Source organism: Cutibacterium acnes, from assembly GCF_003030305.1.
GTDB lineage: Bacteria > Actinomycetota > Actinomycetes > Propionibacteriales > Propionibacteriaceae > Cutibacterium > Cutibacterium acnes.
The window spans coordinates 1072656-1091853 of the sequence record NZ_CP023676.1 but is presented as its reverse complement, the minus strand read 5'-3'; the positions used below and the strand labels follow the sequence as shown (position 1 = coordinate 1091853).

Sequence of the window (19198 nt, the reverse complement as noted above, 5' to 3'; positions counted from 1 at the left end):
AGAAGATCTCCGTCTGTGTGGATTCGGTTGGCAATCTTGCCAATGCCTACGCACCTGGCCAACCGCCGGTAGCTTTCGCAATTCGGCTCGTAGGCGGGGATACTTCACCGATCAGGTCTCCACAGGGGTTCAGGGACGGTGCCTTCGTCGATCCCGGTGTTCGGCGTGATCTTAGTGTCACCACGCGCGGCATATCCGGCTGTCTCGAACCTGGCTGCACTATGACGACCATGGCCGACAGCGAGAGATCCGCAGACACGCCAGACGACTGTTTCCTCAACGTCAGTACATGGTGTTGTAGACGACGGTGAAACGCAGGCGAACGCGTCCTGAAGCCGCCGACGCGACGAGAACAGCAGGCCAGCAGCTCGATATCAGTGGCAGATAGCCAGCGGCGACTGAGCGTGCGCCATGATGGCGCGACTGACACCACCTGCGGTCCAGCCCAAAATCGGGTGCTTCTTCATACCAATCACGAGGAGGTCAACGTTGCCCGAGAGGTCGACTAAGGCGTCGACGGGTTCTCCGGACAGCACGCGGGTCTCGACCTCGACATGGGGATGCTTATTAGCGAGCGGCTTGACGACCTCGTTGAGTCGTTTGAGGGCCTCGTCGTGCACCTCTTCGGAGTCGTTACCAGGAACCGTCACTGCGAGCAGCTTGCAGCCACGGTGGTCAGCTTCAGCGAATCCGAATCCGACAGCTGCAGTTCCTACGCTCTGGGGGCCGACCGCGACCGCAACACATTTCTTGCCACCAGTCGGATCCGGGGTCGAAGCGCGGGAGATGACCACGACGGGCGCTGCCGACATGCCCGCCACAGCCACAGATGTCGACCCGACGAACATACGCTCCAGACCCGAGGTAGCGCGACGGCCGAGCACAACGAGCTGGGCATCGGCGCTGCGATCGGCCAGAATGGCCGCCGGGTTACCCAAGACGACCTCTCCAGAGATCCGATCGGGGTCCATCCCCCGCTCAGTCGCAACATGGATGGCGTCATCAACAACGACCTGACCGGCATCCTGCAGAGCGGTCGGGTCATAGACGACTCCCCAGGCGCCCGCAACGGCAGCGTCATCAACGGCGTGAAGGACAATAAGATCAGCATCTCTCTTGATCGCTGATCCTGCGGCGTAACGGGCGGCACGTAGGCCGTCCTCGGAGCCATCGACTCCGACGATGATGACAGTGCGTTGAGCCTTCGATGAGGTTCGGTCGTCAGTCATGGTGGTCCTCCTCAGTGAGACATCAAAGGCGTTGGCCCTTGTCACATTGTCCCACCATTTGCCCTGAGACAAAGGGAGTCCGGTCAGGAGCCCTCTTCAAAAGTGGTTCTCCCCCGCATTTGCGGGCCAATTCGTTGTCCAGCCCATCGGCCAGTCGGGACATGATGGAGACGGCCTGGTGAAGATGCGCGGCGACGAAAGGGCGGGCCATCACCGACATCGTCACGAACACTCGATCTTGATGAAGGGCGAAACGCCCGTAGCGGGATTGCACATTGAGGTCATTGAGTACCTCAACGGCACGAGAACGCCCCTCAACGTCATGGACGAGAGCAGCAAAAAGCAACAATTCCGAGGCATCGGGGGTGGTACGTACGAAGACCATGCACGTCCCTACTCGGATAGCAAAGTCGCCCTCGCTATCGCGGATGGCCGGATGGCCAAACATGTGGGACAACTCATCAGCAACGAGACGGTCGAGGTGATCTTTGTCTACTGGCATGATGGCGGGGACGCTAGCCGCCTCTGTAGGCGACAACGGAAGCTCAGGCTGCAAAATCTCCGCAAGCTGGTCGGGGGCCAGAAACACTGGATGGGGAACACCGAAAATGTCACGCAAAGTCGTTACTGTCAATTCGGCAAGTTGCTCAGAATCGTCCTGACTGCGGTACACCCAGTAGTTATCGGTTTGGTGGACCTTGCAGGTTCCAGGGGCCTGCCATCCTAGGGATCTCAGGCCGTCAAGCTGGCCCGACGTAAGGCATGCACTCTCCGGTAAACAGTTATTGCTGGATGCTTCGGCAAGAATCATCGCGGTATCGTCGCTGCAACCAGGATCATCTTGCACGAAGCGTATAAAGGGAGCCGTGTCGGTGCGCGCGGACAGGGTTGAGATCGTTAGTTCGCCGTCGTCGTCAATAACAGAGACGACCTCCGCCAGACGCTCGGCGAACTGGTCCCACGCCTGCGCTGTGCTGCGATCCAGATCGAACGCAAAGTCTGGTGGCTCGTCCATGGTTCCAACCTAGTAGGTCGCGCCGCTATCTGCAGCTGCCTCTCACGATCCTGCCATCCAACGCATAGCTATCAGCCTCTGGCAGCCGTTATGGACCACACGTGGCGTGGGACACAACAGCGGGGGCGTAGCACCCGCCCCGCCCCCGCTCATAGCGTCATCAGCTACAGCCGCTAGTTGAACCGCACCCCTCGCAGACGTAGCACGATCCCGAGGGACGCATCTTCGTCCCGCAAGTCAAGCACAGGGGGGCGTCAACTTCACGACCGATCTGCTCTTCGAGAAGCTCAGCACTGGTGTGTGCCTCACCAATCTGCTCGACCGCCTCCTGAGTTGCGAAAAGACCGGGCTGGTTAGCTCCGTCTTCATGCACCCGGACGCGGTCGGCCGGCGTGTCCTTGAGGGTCTCAGAGTCGATAAGCTCATCCTCCTCATCAGACAGGTAAGAACCCGTCTGGACATAGCGAGCACGCTCGGCAGCGGTGTAAATACCCAGCTCGGCACGCTCATCAAAGTCAAGGTAGTCGAGGGCCAGACGACGGAAGACATAGTCAATGATCGACGAGGAGATCCGAATATCGGGGTCGTCGGTCATGCCAGCTGGCTCAAACTTGAGGTTGGAGAACTTTTGAACGAAGGATTCCAGCGGCACGCCATATTGCAAGCCGATAGACACCGCGATAGAAAAAGCGTCCATAACACCGGCAAGGGTGGATCCCTGCTTACCAAGCTTGAGGAAGATCTCGCCCAAGCGCCCGGAGTCGTAAGCGCCAGTAGTGAGGTAACCGCCGGCTCCTGCGACCTGGAAGCTGGTGGTGCGGCCCATGCGCGACTTCGGTAGACGCTGACGACGCGGGCGGTACTCGATGCGAACTTCCGGCTCGGCCTTCTCTTCCTCTTCCTTTTTCTTGGCCTCAGAGAGAGGCTGACCGACCTTACAGTTGTCGCGGTAGACAGCCAGAGCCTTGAGGCCAAGCTTCCAACCCTCCATGTAAACCCCGGCGATATCCTCAACCGTAGAAGACTCCGGCAGGTTGACAGTCTTAGAGATAGCACCGGACAGGAAGGGCTGAACGGCAGCCATCATCCGTACGTGACCCATCGGGGCGATGAACCGGGTACCCATAGCGCAATCGAAAACCTCGTAGTGGGCCTCATCGAGATCAGGAGCACCAACGACCGAACCGTTGTCGGCGATGTAGGCGACGATCTTCTCAGCCTGCTCGGGGGTGTAGCCGAGGTTCTTGAGGGCACGCGGCACCGTCTGGTTGACGATCTGCATCGAGCCGCCGCCGACCATCTTCTTGAACTTGACCAGCGAGAAGTCTGGTTCGATACCGGTGGTATCGCAGTCCATCATGAAGCCAATGGTGCCAGTCGGGGCAAGAACGGACGCTTGGGCATTGCGGAAACCATTGGTATGCCCGAGCTTGACGACCTTGTCCCACTCTGCCTTGGCGGCGGTCAAGACAGCGGTGTCATTGTTGTGCAAAGGGTGAACCTGACGGTTGGCATCACGATGCCTAGCCATGACTGCCTGATGTGGCTCAGCGTTTTCGGAGTATCCGCCATAGGGACCGACGATGGCAGCCAGTTCAGCGGAACGCCGGTAGGAGACGCCAGTCATGAGGGACGTGATGGCAGCTGCGAGGGCACGTCCACCATCCGAGTCGTAACCCAGGCCCAGCGCCATGAGAAGGGCGCCCAGGTTGGCATATCCGATACCGAGCTGACGGAAGTTACGTGTCGTCTTACTAATGGCCTCAGTCGGGAAGTCAGCAAAGCAAATGGAGATATCCATTGCGGTGATGACGAGTTCAACAGCTCTGGTGAATTTCTCGACGTCGAAATGGTCATTTTCGTCGAGGAACTTCAGCAGGTTAAGGCTAGCCAAGTTACATGAGGAATTGTCTAGGCTCATGTACTCCGAGCACGGGTTGGACGCGTTGATCCGTCCGGAATTCGGGGTGGTATGCCAGGCATTGATGGTGTCGTCATATTGCAAGCCGGGATCGGCGCACTCCCAAGCAGCCTGAGCAATCTTGCCAAAAAGTTCCTTGGCGTCAACGGTGTCAAGCACCTTGTCAGGCTCGGTGCGGGACATCAGACCGAAGGGCTTACCGTGCTCAACAGCGGCCATGAAGGCGTCGGAGACACGCACCGAGTTGTTGGCGTTCTGATACTGAACGCTGACGATGTCGCGCCCGCCCAGGTCCATGTCGAACCCGGCATCGCGCAGAGCACGAATCTTGTCCTCCTCGCGCGCCTTGGTCTCGATGAACTCTTCGATATCGGGGTGATCGATGTCAAGGACGACCATCTTGGCAGCACGACGAGTGGCGCCGCCTGATTTGATGGTTCCCGCTGAAGCATCAGCACCACGCATAAAGGAGACTGGACCAGAAGCCGTACCACCGGAGCTCAGTAGTTCCTTCGAGGAACGGATACGAGAAATATTGAGACCAGCACCAGAACCACCTTTAAAGATGAATCCTTCTTCTCGGTACCAATTGAGGATCGACTCCATCGAGTCATCCACCGAAAGAATGAAGCAAGCGCTAACCTGTTGGGGACTCGTGGTACCGACGTTGAACCACACCGGGGAGTTGAAGCTGAAGTACTGGTGCACCAATAACCAGGTCAGTTCCTCGCCAAAGACCTTGGCGTCGTCATCAGACGCGAAATAACCGTTCTTACGCCCAGTGGTCACATAGGTATTGACGACTCGGTCGATGAGGGTCTTGAGGCTATCCTCGCGGGCCGGGGTACCTAGAGCACCACGGAAATACTTATTGGTAACGATGGTCGAGGCGTTAACGCTCCAGAAGTCGGGGAACTCGACCCCGCGCTGCTCAAAGACCACATCGCCGGTACGCCAGTTCGTTTGCACGACATCACGGCGTTCCCAGGTCACCTCGTCATAAGGATGAACACCTTCAGTGCTGAAGATGCGCTCAACGTGCAGCCCCTTAGAGCGGCTCGTCCTGCGTGGTGCGGACTTGGTCTCAGTCATGGCTCCCTCTGAATTTTCAGTGATACGGGTGGTTGGTGTCGGTACTTAGTGCGAACTGTGGCACGCTCGGCACACAGCTCGTCAGAACAGTGGCTCGTCCTGCTTTGAAAGCCGTTTACGACTCGAGGACTTCGTTTTATCGGAGGATTCGTCGCGCAACCGATCAATCTCAGTAGCGAAGTCCTCGATGGTGTTGTAGTTCAAGTAAACGCTGGCAAACCTCAGGTAAGCGATGGAATCAAGTTCACGCAGTGGCCCCAAGATCGCCAACCCGATTTCCTCGCTGGGTATCTCCGCGACTCCTCGGGCCCGTAGACCGTCCTCGACGCGTTGTCCCAGCAAAGCTAGATCGGCATCTGTGACCGGGCGTCCCTTGCATGCGTTGCGCACACCACGGATCACCTTGTCACGGGAGAAGGGCTCCTCGATGCCGTTGCGCTTGTGAACTGTCATCTGCATGCGTTCGATGGTCGTAAACCGTCGTTCACACATCGGGCACTGCCGCCTCCGACGGATCGCAGTACCGTCTTCGCATACCCGCGAATCCAGGACTCGAGAGTCATCATGCTGACAGAACGGGCAGCGCATCATCGCCTCCTTCCCCAACCTCACGAGGTTCCGAACAGCTGGCTTACCGTCGCTCTGGAAGACTACTCCTAACTGGGGCCAAAAACACAACTTATAGGGATCATGAAACTACCTGCCACAACATCTGGTATTCAAGGATGATTTTTCGAGGACGATGCTGGACCGTGCGTCAAGTCGCCACGCGCGACACGCCGAAGACGAACGCCCCTGCGACCGGCCCCTCGTCAGGATCTGGCATCGGAGGGTGCCCCAGGTTGATGCGCGTCAACCTGGACAACGCCCATATGATCCTCATGCCCACTGGCAGGATCCCCTTGCCACATCTGGCCGATGCGCCCTAGGGCGAGAATCACCCCGACGATCATGACAGCGATAGTTGCCAGCACAGCAGCATCCCAGAACCGGTTGTGAAGGGACTTACGGCGCGCAGTAGCGCTAGGGCGTCCCGCCATCAATTCCCGTCGATCGATAACGACCACCGGTTCGGCCAACTCATCCTGCCACGGTCCGACGACCAGGTCACCTCGGCGACTGGACGTCGTCTCGATATACCACTCGTACGTCTGAGCACTCATCGGATCACCTCTCTGTCGACGAGAGCCATCCGCTCCCGTCAGCGGCCCCGGGAGATATCCCGGGGAGGGTCCGGCGGCCAAAGGTCCGCCGGTGTCATCAATGACATTCCCCCGAACCGACAAGTTCGCCGTCATAACCATGGAACACGAGGAGAACAACCTAGTCAGAGCGGATTAGGTGCCCAGTTTTTGCCCCCACACTCCTCGCACGGAGCCAAAACGCCACTGATGGGGAAACTGTCGTAGCTGCCCTATACCGTGACTGCCATGATCACCGATACGCCCGGAACCGATACCTCGGACCCGGCCGCCGTCTCGTCGGCTGTTCCGTTCACGAATACCCGTGAGCCCTCTGCCAAGGAACGCGAAGTCTTGGCAGCCGTCAAGGAAGGGCTGCGTCGCGACGGCAAAGCCCCAACAGTTCGCGCCCTTGCTGAGATGACAGGAGCTGCGAGCACATCAACAGTCCAGCGGCGTATTTCGTCCCTCATCGATCTAGGGCTGCTACGTCGAACCAATGGCACCCTCGAGGTGGTCGAAGAAACCGTCGAGTCCAGCGATCCGCACGGACCGCAAGCCTTTCAAGTCAAACTCCTCAATCCGAGTAACGAAGAACACGATGAAACCGTCATCGCGGTGCCACCTCAGCTTCTAAGTCACGGCGAGCACGCAGTGATCATCGTCCGCGACGACGGAATGTCTCCCGATATCCACTCCGGAGATCTTGTAGTGGTGCGACGTATATCGGTAAGCGATCTGCCCGACGATCCACCTGAGACATACCTCGTAGCAGCCACAGCGGGCGGAACGACCGTCGTTCGCACTTTATCCAACGTCTCGGGACGGCGATGGCTGTTGGCATCCAACCCTACCCACTCACCAATCAATCTCGATGATGCTTCTCTGCTGGGTCAGGCTGTGTCCTTGCTGAGACGACTCTAAAGCGGCCCAATAAACCACTTAGCCGCAGGGCTCTCTCCCCTATCCTTGGTGTGCCTCGGCCGAAATCGATCACGACGAAAATACCGGGTCCGGGTCAAGAACTTCATCATTATTCCCCCAGTCTTCGCAACGCCCCAACAGCCATCTCTCGATCGGTCGTAGTCCAAAAGGGCGGCATCGACGCCCGCAGAAAATTGCCGTACCTAGCAGTCACCAGCCGTGGGTCGAGAACGGCGACCACCCCGCGATCGTCAGCACGACGGATGAGACGACCAGCCCCCTGGGCCAACAAGAGCGCGGCATGGCCAGCCGACACCGTCATAAATCCATTGCCACCAGCGTCCTCAACAGCCTTACTCCGGGCTGCCATGAGCGGGTCATCAGGACGTGGAAACGGAATCCGATCAATAACAACCAGACGGCAAGTGTCGCCAGGAATATCGACCCCCTGCCACAGCGACACAGTTCCAAATAGACAAGTACGCGGATCAGCCGCGAATCGCCGAGTGAGATCAGCCAGGTGCCCTTCTCCCTGGCACAGGACCGGAATATCAGGCATAGCACTGCGCATGTGCTCAGCAGCAGCTATAGCATTGCGCTGGGAAGAAAACAGTCCTAAAGTCCTCCCACCGGCTGCCCACACGAGCTCAGCAAGATCATCAAGAACCTCAGGTGCAATACCGTCGCGCCCCGGGCGGGGCAACGACCTACCGACATAAAGAATTCCTTGCTTTGAGTAGTCGAAAGGTGAACCAACATCAACTCCCCGCCATCCCATCTGAGTCTCGAGGATTTCCGGAGCGTCTCCCTCAATTTGCTCGAGCGGGGACAGTCCGACATCGCGCGCTATCGCGAGAAAATTACCACCGATGCATAAGGTCGCCGAGGTTAATATCGTCGTGGACTGAGCAAAGAAATTCTCTCGTAGCAAGCCGCCAACACTCAGCGGAGCGACGTGAATGCTGCGGTATCCCTTCTCAGACTCAGAGACCCACACCACGTCGGCGGCGGCCAGCCTCACCATGCGTTCGGCGGTCTCGAAAACCTCCCGCATCGCGGCTTGAGCCTGTACTCTCTCCGCATCGACTGGTTCCCTAGAGTCCTCGTCATTTCGGCCCAGCTGGCTGACTGCCACGCGAGCAGGGTCACGCAACACGGCACAGGTCTGGATGACTTGGGCGTCCGGCGTGGTGACCCGACCTGGGACGGTGGCCTCCAGGGCATGGTCCATGGAATCAGCCTGATTCAACAGGTCGGCGCCCACGTCGTCATCGAGCCACGTCATAGCCCGCTTCGCCGTCGTCGTCACGATAGCTGGAGAGAGGTCCTTCGAAGCGGCCCTGGTAAACCGGTTTACCAACTCATGGGCTTCGTCGATAATGACCGTGTCATGCTCCGGTAGGACGCGTCCGCCATTGAGAGCATCGATCGCGAGCATCGCGTGATTGGTGACCACCAGGTCAGCATTTCGGGCCTGCTCCCGCGCAGCCTCCGAGAGGCACTCACTGCCAAATGGGCACCGCTGAACCCCAAGACACTCATTGGCTGGCACGCTCACCTGAGTCCATGCGAGCGGAGTATGGGCAGGAGCATCGTCGCGATCACCCAGTCCAGATTCCTCAACCTGTTTTTCGGCCCATTCCCGCAACATGACAACCTCGGCGCCCAGCGTAGATTCCGGAGCTGCTTCGACCTCCCGACCGTCGTCGGCGGCGACAACGAGATCTGCGCCGGGGACGAGGGCATCCTGTCCCTTGGTGCGGGTTGAACCACCCCGCACCTTGTGCAGGCAAATATGGTTGTTCCGTCCTTTGAGGACTGCCACCCTCGGCCTACGAGACAAAACCTTCTCAGATGCGTCAAGGATGGTCGGAATATCCTTGTGGGCAAGCTGAGCCTGCAAGGCAAGCGTAGCGGTAGCGACGATGACTTGTGCCCCTTTTTCGACGCAATAGACCAGGGCCGGAGCCAAGTACCCGAGGGACTTTCCCGTTCCTGTGCCGGCCTGGACCAACAAGTGCAGCTTGTCGCGCATAGCTTGGTCGACAGCTTTAGCCATCGCGACTTGGCCCGGCCTCTCTTGACCACCCATCTCAGAGACGGCAGTGCTGAGCAGGTCACGACACATCTGACTGACGTCTGCCGGCTCAGACCCCATCACAAGCCTCTTCGACCTCGGCCGCTAGAGCAGGGTGAAGGTGAGCGACGACATGAATGCCATCAGCAGTGTGATCAATGAATCCGATAGTTCCGTTGTGGTGAATCTTGTCCATAAGATCCCCACGCGCATAAGGAATAACGACGTCGACGCGCTGGGAAGGTATGGGAAGTCCGGCCTCGATGGCCTCGACAAGCTTATCGATTCCTTCACCTGTATGAGCAGAGACTAAGTAAGCCCCCGGGAAGGTAGAGCGCAAGGTCAAGATGGTTTCATCGCTAAGACGATCAATCTTGTTAAGGACGAGAATCTCAGGAATATTACTGGCCCCAATCCCCGACAGCACCCCGCGTACTGCGTCGACCTGGCCGAGTGGATCTGGATCATCTGCATCCACAACGTGGAGGAGCACATCGGCCATCGCCGTTTCCTCCAGAGTAGATGCAAAGGCCTCGACGAGGTCGTGCGGCAAGTGTCGAACAAATCCCACCGTGTCAGTGAGGGTGTAGACCCGACCGTCGGAGGTGGTGGCGCGTCGAGTCGTGGGGTCAAGGGTTGCAAACAGAGCATTCTCGACGAGTACCCCGGCGCGGGTAAGCCTGTTGAGCAAGGAAGACTTACCAGCGTTGGTGTACCCGACGATGGCCACTGATGGCACCTTGTTTCGGATGCGATCGGCCCGTTTGGAGGCACGGGTGGACTCGATGTGCGTGAGACGACGACGCAACACCGCAATCCGATGGCTAATACGTCGACGGTCAGTCTCGATACGGGTCTCACCGGGACCACGACCACCGATACCAGCACCTCCGGCGGCTCGTCCACCAGTCTGACGCGAGAGATTGCCGCCCCAACCACGCAATCTCTGCTTGAGATAATTAAGCTGGGCCAGCTCCACCTGAGTACGACCCTCAACGCTGCGCGCATGTTGAGCGAATATGTCGAGAATCAGGGCCGTCCGGTCCACAACTTTGACCTTGACCCGATCCTCGAGGTTGCGCAACTGAGCGGCGTCAAGTTCACCATCACAAATGACAGTATCGGCGCCAGTCGCCCGCACCACCTCGGCAAGCTCTGCCACCTTGCCCGAACCAATGTACGTCGCCGGATCCGGGGTAGTCCGATGTTGCATGACAGCTTCGAGTACCTGAGATCCCGCCGTTTCAGCAAGGGCTTTCAGCTCCGCCATAGTGTTCTCGGCGTCTGCGGCAGTTCCCTGAGTCCACACCGAACACAGCACCACTCGTTCCAGCCTCAGTTGACGGTACTCAACCTCGGAAATATCCGACAGATCAGTTGACATACCTGGCACGCGTGTCAGCGATAGGCGTGCATCCAGATCAAATTGGTCACCGTCGTAGTCACTCTGATCCTCGCTAAAACCGTTGTTGTTCTTCAGCGCGTCTTCGCGCTCGTTATCGATTTGTTCGATCTCGCTCACCCGGTACCCATCCTCACGCCCCAATGCCATCGCGCTAAGTGTAGGAGGACGTTCCGACAGGTTGACAAGAGCGTGTTCGCCCTCTCATCCATTCGGCAGATTCACCTTGCCAGCGGCCAGGATCACGGCAGGACCGGTGAGGATAGCCCGGTAGCCGTCATCGAAAGGGCTCAGCGTGACGACGACTCGCCCACCCGGAACTTGGACGGTCCACGGTCCTCGATGTCCGGTGCGAGTGGCCATGGTTGCAGCAACTGCCACCGTCCCCGTACCGCAAGACATCGTCTCCCCCGAGCCCCTCTCGTAGACTCGCATCGCCACGGTGTGCTGGTCTATCTGCTCGACAAATTCGACGTTGACGCCATCAGGAAATGCAGATCGTGGCCGCCAAGTCGGTGAGTCATTAAGGTTAATATCACAGACTGTGGTGTGGTCGGTCACAACAACAGCATGCGGGTTGCCCACGTCAACCTTGCACGCCGGCCACCACATATCTTGATGCTCGATGGTCACCTCGTCGGACTCAACCCTGACTGTTCCCATGGTCACGGACACATCACCGTCGTCATGCAGTCTAACGTGGCGCACCCCAGCGCGCGTCGCGACGTCAGCTTCAGTAGTCGTCATGCGCCCGGTCTGGACGAGATAGCGTGCGAAGACACGCAAACCGTTGCCACACATTTCAGCGATGGTGCCGTCAGCGTTGCGATAATCCATGAACCACAGGTCAGGATCGCCATTCCAGTCCTCAACATCACCGGACCGCAGAGCTTGCAGAGTACCGTCGGCCCCGATCCCGAATCGGCGATGGCACAGCCAACGCACCTGCGCGGAAGTCAGCGGGTCCTGCTGGTCGACGATGACGAAGTCATTGCCGGTGCCGTGTCCTTTCCAGAAGGTCGTCATAGCGTCAATCCTCCTCGTCGGTCGTCAGGGCGGTCAACACCCTCGCCACAACCCGGTCATCAAGGTCTGGGGCGAGGGCATTGAACCACTCAATGCGATCGTCACGGCGGTACCACATGAGCTGTTTACGGGCGAAGCGACGAGTGCCAATGATGGTCCTACGACGGGCCTCATCCTCGTCGTAGTCCCCATTCAGATATTCCAGCACCTGGCGGTACCCCAACGCACGGCTCGCCGTCAGCCCTTCGCGGAGACCGACGTTAGCTAGGGAACGCACTTCGTCGACGAAACCGTATGCCCACATCTGGTCAACCCGATCGGCAATACGCTGGTCTATGTCTTTGCGCGACAGTTCTAAGCCCATTTGCACCGTCTTAGGCCAGTGGAGGGTCCCGTCGGGGATCGTGGCAGTAAAGGACCCTGTCAGGTCAATAACTTCGAGGGCACGAACGATTCGCCTGCCGTTGCCGGGCAAGATTGACTCAGCCGCCTTGGGATCGCGACGGGCAAGCTCGTCATGCAGAACTCGCGGCCCCTCGGCATCTAGCTTCTCCTGCCACCGAGCCCTCACTTCCGGATCAGTTGGCGGGATGGACATTTCGTCAATGATGGCCTTGGTGTACAGCGCAGACCCTCCCACCAAGACAGGGATGACACCACGCGACAGACAATCCTCGACGGCATCACGGGCCAGCGTCTGCATCAGTACTAGCGAGGAGGGCACAGTCACATCAAGAATCGACACCAGGTGATGCACTACCGTGCGCTGCTCGCGCAGTGTAGGGGTGGCAGTGCCAATGTCCATCCCGCGATACACCACCATCGAGTCAGTATTAATAATTTCGGCGGGGTGCTCATCGACATACAAGCGGCGGCACACTCGCACCGCTAGCCCTGATTTTCCGCTAGCAGTGGGCCCGACGAGGCAGATGACCGGCAAATTCACATATTCATTTTTGCGCACCGTCGCGACATCCTTACAACAACGCGTAGAGCGAAAAACCTCGCAAGGGTGGACTATCCCATGTGTAGCCTTGCAAGAGTCATCCCCGAGAGGGGGAAAACTCCCGAAAGGAGATCACATGGGACTCTTCGATAAGGCCAAGGACGCCATCAGCGACCGCCAGGACGACATCAAGAATCAGGCCAGCCAGCACAGCGATCAGGTCGAGCAGGGCATCGACAAGGCTGGCAACACTGTCGACGACAAGACCGGCGGCAAGTTCTCCGATCAGATCGACAAGGGCCAGGACGCCCTCAAAGACAAGCTTGGCGACCTCTGAGTCGTCCACAACATAACGCAGTCTGTCCCAGGGACCCGCTCCGGATGGGAGCGGAAGTGCTGCAACACGAGGGGTGGTGCTCCATTGAGCGCCATCCCTCGTCTATCTTCCTCACTGTCCGTAAAATGCCATACCTGTAAGACCCATCGATCAGTGTCTCGGCACTCCCACGGTGGGAAGCCCGAGCACCGTAGGAGTATCCTGGGGCACCTGCCCCTGACGGGCGTGCCACGCGTCTCCCCCGCGAGTACGACGTAAATTCACCAAGCCACCATCAGCGACCAAGTGATGCGGGTGACCAGACGTAATAACAACCTCACCGATATCACCGGGACGCGGCACATCATCACCGGGGTTAAGACTGACGTGAACCAAGCGGTTGTCACGGGCACGGCCCGTAACGCGATGGGTAGCTTCGTCCTTGCGACCCTCCCCTTGCGCAAACATGACCTCGACAGCCCGTCCAACCTGGGCCTTGTTCTCTTGCCAAGCAATGTCGTCAACGAGCTCGACAAGTTGCTCGTAGCGCTCCTGGACGACCGGTTTTGGAACCTGATCCTTCATGACGCCAGCCGGAGTGTTAGGACGGATGGAATATTGGAACGTGAAAGCCGCAGAGAATCTCGACTCCTCGACGATTCGCATCGTCTCGGCGAAATCTTTGTCGGTTTCACCCGGAAAACCGACAATGATATCAGTAGTAATAGCAGCGTGAGGGATGGCCTCGCGCACCCGGTCGAGGATGCCCAGGAACTTCGTGGATCGATACGAACGGCGCATCCGACGCAGCACCTCGTCAGAACCGGACTGCAGCGGCATGTGCAAGCTTGGCATGACGTTAGGAGTCTCAGCCATAGCCTCGATAACGTCGTCGGTAAAAGCGGCCGGATGCGGCGAGGTGAACCTCACCCTCTCTAGGCCGTCGATGTTTCCGCAGGCGCGAAGCAGCTTAGCAAAAGCGCCACGATCGCCGAATTGAACTCCATAGGAATTGACGTTTTGACCTAGTAGCGTAATCTCCTGGACTCCCTCGTTAACGAGGGCACGGATCTCAGACAGGATCTCGCCGGGACGGCGGTCAGTTTCTTTGCCACGCAACTGCGGGACGATGCAAAAAGTACACGTATTATTGCAACCCACCGAGATGGACACCCACGCTGAGTAGGCGGAATCGCGCCTGGCAGGCAAATTCGATGGAAAGGTGACCAGAGACTCCTCAATCTCCACCTGAGCTGTTGCATTGTGGCGAGCTCTCTTAAGTAGAACCGGCAACGAACCAACGTTGTGGGTACCAAAAACGACGTCAACCCACGGAGCTCGCGCAACCACGGTGTCCTTGTCCTTCTGAGCCATGCAGCCGCCGACAGCTAGCTGCATCCCAGGATGGGCCGACTTTACTGCAGCCATGTGGCCGAGGGTGCCGTAAAGACGATTATCAGCGTTCTCTCGCACCGCGCAGGTGTTGAAGACGACGACATCAGCTGGCGCCAAGGTGTCAGTTCTAGGATCGGGAACGTAGCCGGCCTCCTCGAGAAGCCCGGCGATGCGCTCGGAGTCATGGACATTCATCTGACACCCGTAGGTCACGACCCGATAAGTCGGAGCCTCGGTGTGCTGCAAGGTGTTATTGGGCATGGCGCACACACTCTACGTCATATACCCGTCGCAACGTGTACTCGCTGACGAACGTGTCGATCACACCACCGTCTGAAGCACGAGCAGTATCCCGCCATAGACGAGGACAAACACCACCAACGGCCACACGAACTTCAGCCAGTGTGAGTACTTAATGTCCAGCATCTGCAGGGTTGCCATTACCAGGCCAGTAGGCGCCAAGAAGAGCATCGCGTACTGACCCCACTGATACGCACACAGCACAGTAGCCCGCGAGACTCCTGCGGTGTCTCCTAGCGGCGCCATGATCGGCAAGGCCAAGACTGCCAGTCCTGACGATGACGGCACGATGAAGCCGAGCAAAAAGAATACGATCAGCAAGGACAGTACAAAGACCGGACCGCTGACATGAGAGACGACCTTTGCCGACTCATACAGCAACGTGTCAGAAATCAATCCTTCATTGAGAATGTGGTTAATCCCACGCGCCAAGCCAATAATGAGAGAGACAGCAACAAGGCTAGATGACCCTGCACTAAAGGAGTCGACCAATTCTTTCTCACTGAGCTTGTTCGTCCCCGTAGCGGCAATAAGCATGATAATAATCGTAATAGCAAGAAAGGACGAAGCCATAGCTGGGAACCACCAGCCTCGAGCCATGACTCCCCAGACCATAATCGGGAAAGCTGCGGCAAAGAGGAACAGGATAACCTTACGCCGCCAGTCGAAACCGATCTCAGCACCGTCATTACCTAGCGACCACTGGGCTGCGAAAGCTTCTCGGTCTTCCCACGCATAGGAGAATCCAGGATTGGCCTTGACCTTCTTTGAGTACCACGCCAAATAGAGCACCACGGCAATAGCACCTCCGACAAGTCCAATGACGCGCCAGGTCATCCCTTCAGTAAGCCGGATACCAGCGGCGTTCGCACCAATTGCAGAGGAGAACGGATTGATAGTCGAGAAGCAGGTACCAATCGATCCAGCAAGGAAAATTGAGCCCACAACAACGAGAGCATCATATCCCATTACTATAAATACCGGTGCTAAGATTGGATAGAAAGCAACTGCTTCTTCTTCGAGTCCACAGGTCGTGCCACCTACGATCATGAAGAGAGATACGAAGAGGACAAGCAAAAACTCCTTGCCCTTCGATCTCGCAGTAAGTCGACCAAGGCCAGCTTCGAATGCGCCGCTCGCCTTCACTACCCCAATGAGTCCGCCCAAAACGAGAATGAAGACAATAATGTCGACGGCCTCAATCGTGCCGGTCACCATCCCGTTAGTGATATCCCCAATGCCTGCGGGGTGAGAAGCGACCCGCTCATAGGTGCCTGGCACTGACACTGATCCCGTTATTGATCCCGATGTAAATTCCGAGATCTTCATTGCGACACCGTACTTGTCGAGAGTCGCCTGAGTTGCGGTATGCTTCGTCGTTGCTCCATTCGGGTCCACAATGACCAACTGGTTAGAGCCAGCGGCGTAACTCATCTTTGAGTAACTCCCCGCCGGAATAAACCAGGTACAGACAACAGCTAGCACCGTCAGTACAAAAAGGATGGTAAAAGCCGAGGGAACCCGTAGACGATGGCGGGCCTCGATAGCATCGTTACTAGACAAGGTGCACCTACTTTCTCCTCGCTACAGCGAAGCGACCGATGACGCTGACGGACCCTTCACTGGGCACCGTTACGCCATGAACAATAGCGTCACCACCGGAAATTCGTAGACACCGGGGTTTAAAGACTCGTGCCCGCAAAGCGCACGGCGCTAGTCTTTCGCCATGATCAATGACGCCATACTCCCCACCGGCACCCAGTATGAGATCTCCCATGGCCCTTGGCAGGCCATCGTCACGGAGCAGGGCGCCACCCTTCGCAGCCTTCACTATGAGGGAACAGACGTCATCAAATCCTTCGATGCTGATCAGTCGCCGACCTCATCTCAGGGCCAACAGCTCCTTCCTTGGCCCAACCGCATCCGTGACGGTCACTACACCTTCGACGGTATGGAGCAGCAGCTGGCCGTGAGCGAGGTCGATCGCCACAACGCTATTCACGGTCTAGTGGCATGGTCTCGCTGGTCTTTAGTGGAACATACCGACACATCGGTGACTCAAACGATCCGAATCATGGCTCGTCCCGGTTGGCCTGGAACCATCAGCGTGCGCCTTACCCACCGCTTAAGCGACGCCGGCCTAGCTGTTGAAGTCACCGCGCGCAATGTCGGTACGACAGCGGTGCCGTTTGGATACGCAGCACACCCCTATCTCTGCCTGGGTGGCACCATCGACGACTGGACAGTCGACGCCCCGTTTACCTCGTGGTTACAGGTCGATGATCGGCTGCTACCAATGCAGATGCGCGAGATGGATAGCATCCACACGCTGAACGGTCTCACGGTCGGACAGCGCACCTTCGATACCGCTTACACCGTGAAAGGCGACGGAACCGTCGGATCGCCCGCATGGCGTATCCGGGTCTCCAACGGTGAAACGAGCCACGAATTGTGGGGCGACGCCGCGATGAGCTGGGTGCAAATCTACACTCCAGACGACCGCCACAGTCTGGCCGTCGAACCAATGACCTGCGGCCCAGACGCATTTAATGAGGGCCCGACCCACGGTGACGTCATTCGACTAGAGCCCGGTAATGACGTCACACTGCACTGGGGCATCGCCTGACCCGCGGAAGCTCGAAAGGACAAGGACGGGAGGGCAGGATTCACGCGTCCCCGACGGTCTCTATTGCCTGGAACGAACGGATCACAGTAACCCGGGTCCGTCCGGGAACAGTGACCTGCTCCCCTATTGCAAGGGCGATCTGGCGGGCAAGGCGCGAGGCTTGGTGATCGTCGACGGCGCCCGGGTCGACAAGAATCTGCATCTCACGCCCTGCTTGCAGCGCAAACGCGCGCACGACCCCGGGAAAGCTGGTAGCTATCTCTTCGATGGTGTCCATCCGCCGAACGTGGGCTTCGAGGGACTCACGTCGAGCCCCAGGCCGAGCAGCAGAGATAGCATCCGCGGCCTTGACGATGAAGTCAGTGACACTCACCGGATCAATCTCGTCGTGATGAGCGGCGATAGCGTGAATAACCTCCTCCGATTCACCATAACGACGTGCTAGCTCGGCACCAATAGCAGCATGACTACTTCCCTCGACACCTGGAGTGAGGGATTTGCCGAGGTCGTGTAAAAACGCAGCCCGACGACAGATCTCGATATCAGCCCCAATTTCGGCAGCCAGGTTGGCTGCCAGCCGAGCGCACTCAACGCAGTGATCTAGCACCTGCTGACCATAGGAGGTTCGGAATCTCAATGAGCCGAGGATCGGCAGCAGACGGTCGTCAATATCGTCAATTCCCGCCCTCGACAGAGCGTCAGCGGCAGCATCCAGGCACATGTCCTCGATGCGGTCGACCGCTCGTTGATGGGCTCTTTCGATACTGATGGGGTGAATTCGCCCGTCCTCGACCAAATCGGTGAGAGCCTGCCGAGCCACCTCACGGCGCATTGGATCGAAGCAACTCAATAGCACGATCTCCGGGGTGTCATCAATGATGACGGTCACACCAGTGACTTGCTCAAAGGTGCGAATATTGCGACCCTCTCGACCAATGACTCGGCCTTTCATCTCGTTGCTAGGCAACGGCACGACACTGACGACGGTGTCAGCAACCATCTCGGAGGAACACCGCTGGATAACCTCCGCCACGATATGGCGAGCCTTAGCCTCAGCCGACGCCGTCGCCTCGGTGACGATGGCACGGGCACTGTTTTCGGCGAAGACGCGAGCCTCCCGTCCCAGATGCTCAACGAGCTCATCGCGGGCCTCATCGAGGGACATCCCGGCGACCCGTTCCAATTCGGTAACGATCTGACCATGACGTCGATCAAGCTCGGCATCACGCTCATCAAGTTGTGAACTACGTTCGGCTAGCTCCAACCGGTCCTGCTCGATCTTGTCGAGCCCCTCTTCGAGATGGCGGCGAGCTTCTTGCAGCCGGTGATCGCGTTCGGTCAGTTCTTCAACGGAGCGACGATTAATCTCTAAGAGAGCCTCGGCGCTACGCCGGGCTTGATCAGCATTGTCGGCACGGCGAGCTTCATCGGAGGCCCGGGTGCGGCTGGACTCAAGCTCCGCTCGAGCCTTAGCGACATCCTTGCGGCTATCGGCGAGATCTTGACTTGCCCGGGACAACCGTTCTTGACTTCGGGAGAGTTCCAAGGCCTTGACGTCGCGCTCTGACTCCGCTCGCTCCGCCCTCCTGCCAATGGCTCGACGGTCTGCCAGCGAGCCGATAATAGCTGCTACTGCGAGCACCGATACTGCGATGAGTGCGATGAGCATGGCCCTGTCCTCTCTCACATCCTGACTCGGATCTGCATCGTCGCCCTCATCGTGCCCGGTACGAGGACCGTCAGACACG

General features: G+C 58.2%; 15 protein-coding genes and 1 pseudogene. 4 read left to right on the top strand and 12 right to left on the bottom strand.

The window, feature by feature from the left end:
* The first annotated feature begins 17 nt into the window (after positions 1–17).
* Complete coding sequence (locus CPA42_RS13130) at positions 18–311, top strand: hypothetical protein (protein WP_002524243.1); 294 nt, start codon at positions 18–20, stop codon at positions 309–311.
* Positions 312–374: 63 nt separating this feature from the next.
* Here CPA42_RS13130 and CPA42_RS05505 read toward each other — a convergent pair whose 3' ends face one another.
* From CPA42_RS05505 to CPA42_RS05485, 5 genes and pseudogenes are all read right to left on the bottom strand, one after another.
* Positions 375–1229, bottom strand: a complete 855-nt coding sequence (locus tag CPA42_RS05505; RefSeq protein ID WP_002515626.1) for a universal stress protein — start codon at positions 1227–1229, stop codon at positions 375–377.
* Positions 1230–1312: 83 nt separating this feature from the next.
* Positions 1313–2244, bottom strand: a pseudogene (locus CPA42_RS05500) (T3SS (YopN, CesT) and YbjN peptide-binding chaperone 1).
* A 160-nt stretch (positions 2245–2404) separates the two neighbouring features.
* The gene (locus CPA42_RS05495; protein WP_002515591.1) at positions 2405–5257 is read right to left on the bottom strand and encodes a vitamin B12-dependent ribonucleotide reductase; all 2853 of its coding nucleotides are present in this window, start codon (positions 5255–5257) and stop codon (positions 2405–2407) included.
* 81 nt (positions 5258–5338) lie between these two features.
* Positions 5339–5845 carry a transcriptional regulator NrdR gene (nrdR, locus tag CPA42_RS05490; RefSeq protein WP_002517883.1) on the bottom strand — a complete coding sequence of 169 codons (507 nt, stop codon included), beginning with the start codon at positions 5843–5845 and terminating at the stop codon, positions 5339–5341.
* A 224-nt stretch (positions 5846–6069) separates the two neighbouring features.
* Positions 6070–6420, bottom strand: coding sequence for a hypothetical protein (locus CPA42_RS05485; RefSeq protein WP_002515671.1), 351 nt, complete (start codon positions 6418–6420; stop codon positions 6070–6072).
* Positions 6421–6687: 267 nt separating this feature from the next.
* On the opposite strand from CPA42_RS05485, the gene CPA42_RS05480 reads away from it, so the two are divergent.
* Entirely contained in the window at positions 6688–7362 is a 675-nt protein-coding gene (locus CPA42_RS05480) for a LexA family protein (RefSeq protein WP_002519005.1), read from the top strand.
* 109 nt (positions 7363–7471) lie between these two features.
* Here CPA42_RS05480 and CPA42_RS05475 read toward each other — a convergent pair whose 3' ends face one another.
* From CPA42_RS05475 to miaA, 4 genes are all read right to left on the bottom strand, one after another.
* Positions 7472–9520 carry an ATP-dependent DNA helicase gene (locus CPA42_RS05475; RefSeq protein ID WP_002515533.1) on the bottom strand — a complete coding sequence of 683 codons (2049 nt, stop codon included), beginning with the start codon at positions 9518–9520 and terminating at the stop codon, positions 7472–7474.
* Positions 9510–10961: a GTPase HflX gene (gene hflX / locus CPA42_RS05470; RefSeq protein ID WP_002515657.1), complete on the bottom strand. Its 1452-nt coding sequence runs from the start codon at positions 10959–10961 to the stop codon at positions 9510–9512. Before hflX ends, CPA42_RS05475 begins: the two co-directional genes overlap by 11 nt.
* Positions 10962–11045: 84 nt before the next feature.
* Entirely contained in the window at positions 11046–11867 is an 822-nt protein-coding gene (gene dapF, locus CPA42_RS05465; RefSeq protein ID WP_002515604.1) for a diaminopimelate epimerase, read from the bottom strand.
* A 4-nt stretch (positions 11868–11871) separates the two neighbouring features.
* Positions 11872–12747: a tRNA (adenosine(37)-N6)-dimethylallyltransferase MiaA gene (gene miaA, locus CPA42_RS05460; protein WP_230606558.1), complete on the bottom strand. Its 876-nt coding sequence runs from the start codon at positions 12745–12747 to the stop codon at positions 11872–11874.
* A 202-nt stretch (positions 12748–12949) separates the two neighbouring features.
* Between miaA and CPA42_RS05455 the strand changes: the two genes are divergently transcribed.
* Complete coding sequence (locus CPA42_RS05455; RefSeq protein ID WP_002515468.1) at positions 12950–13150, top strand: antitoxin; 201 nt, start codon at positions 12950–12952, stop codon at positions 13148–13150.
* A gap of 150 nt (positions 13151–13300) precedes the next feature.
* Here the strand turns inward: CPA42_RS05455 and miaB are convergent, their stop codons facing one another.
* Entirely contained in the window at positions 13301–14785 is a 1485-nt protein-coding gene (gene miaB, locus CPA42_RS05450) for a tRNA (N6-isopentenyl adenosine(37)-C2)-methylthiotransferase MiaB (protein WP_002519009.1), read from the bottom strand.
* A gap of 60 nt (positions 14786–14845) precedes the next feature.
* Entirely contained in the window at positions 14846–16387 is a 1542-nt protein-coding gene (locus CPA42_RS05445) for a YfcC family protein (RefSeq protein WP_002515612.1), read from the bottom strand.
* Between the two features lie 163 nt (positions 16388–16550).
* Between CPA42_RS05445 and CPA42_RS05440 the strand changes: the two genes are divergently transcribed.
* On the top strand, positions 16551–17450 hold the full coding sequence (locus CPA42_RS05440; protein WP_002515534.1) for an aldose 1-epimerase family protein: 900 nt from the start codon (positions 16551–16553) through the stop codon (positions 17448–17450).
* Positions 17451–17490: 40 nt separating this feature from the next.
* On the opposite strand, the gene rny is transcribed toward CPA42_RS05440, so the two are convergent.
* Positions 17491–19197, bottom strand: a complete 1707-nt coding sequence (gene rny, locus CPA42_RS05435; protein ID WP_002520473.1) for a ribonuclease Y — start codon at positions 19195–19197, stop codon at positions 17491–17493.
* Position 19198: the final 1 nt, after the last annotated feature.

Bases quoted from the DNA above. Each gene is read 5' to 3' on its own strand.
- CPA42_RS05505 (WP_002515626.1), bottom strand. From the start codon at position 1,229: ATGACTGACGACCGAACCTCATCGAAGGCTCAACGCACTGTCATCATC.
- CPA42_RS05495 (WP_002515591.1), bottom strand. From the start codon at position 5,257: ATGACTGAGACCAAGTCCGCACCACGCAGGACGAGCCGCTCTAAGGGG.
- nrdR (WP_002517883.1), bottom strand. From the start codon at position 5,845: ATGCGCTGCCCGTTCTGTCAGCATGATGACTCTCGAGTCCTGGATTCG.
- CPA42_RS05485 (WP_002515671.1), bottom strand. From the start codon at position 6,420: ATGAGTGCTCAGACGTACGAGTGGTATATCGAGACGACGTCCAGTCGC.
- CPA42_RS05480 (WP_002519005.1), top strand. From the start codon at position 6,688: ATGATCACCGATACGCCCGGAACCGATACCTCGGACCCGGCCGCCGTC.
- CPA42_RS05475 (WP_002515533.1), bottom strand. From the start codon at position 9,520: ATGGGGTCTGAGCCGGCAGACGTCAGTCAGATGTGTCGTGACCTGCTC.
- dapF (WP_002515604.1), bottom strand. From the start codon at position 11,867: ATGACGACCTTCTGGAAAGGACACGGCACCGGCAATGACTTCGTCATC.
- CPA42_RS05455 (WP_002515468.1), top strand. From the start codon at position 12,950: ATGGGACTCTTCGATAAGGCCAAGGACGCCATCAGCGACCGCCAGGAC.
- miaB (WP_002519009.1), bottom strand. From the start codon at position 14,785: ATGCCCAATAACACCTTGCAGCACACCGAGGCTCCGACTTATCGGGTC.
- CPA42_RS05440 (WP_002515534.1), top strand. From the start codon at position 16,551: ATGATCAATGACGCCATACTCCCCACCGGCACCCAGTATGAGATCTCC.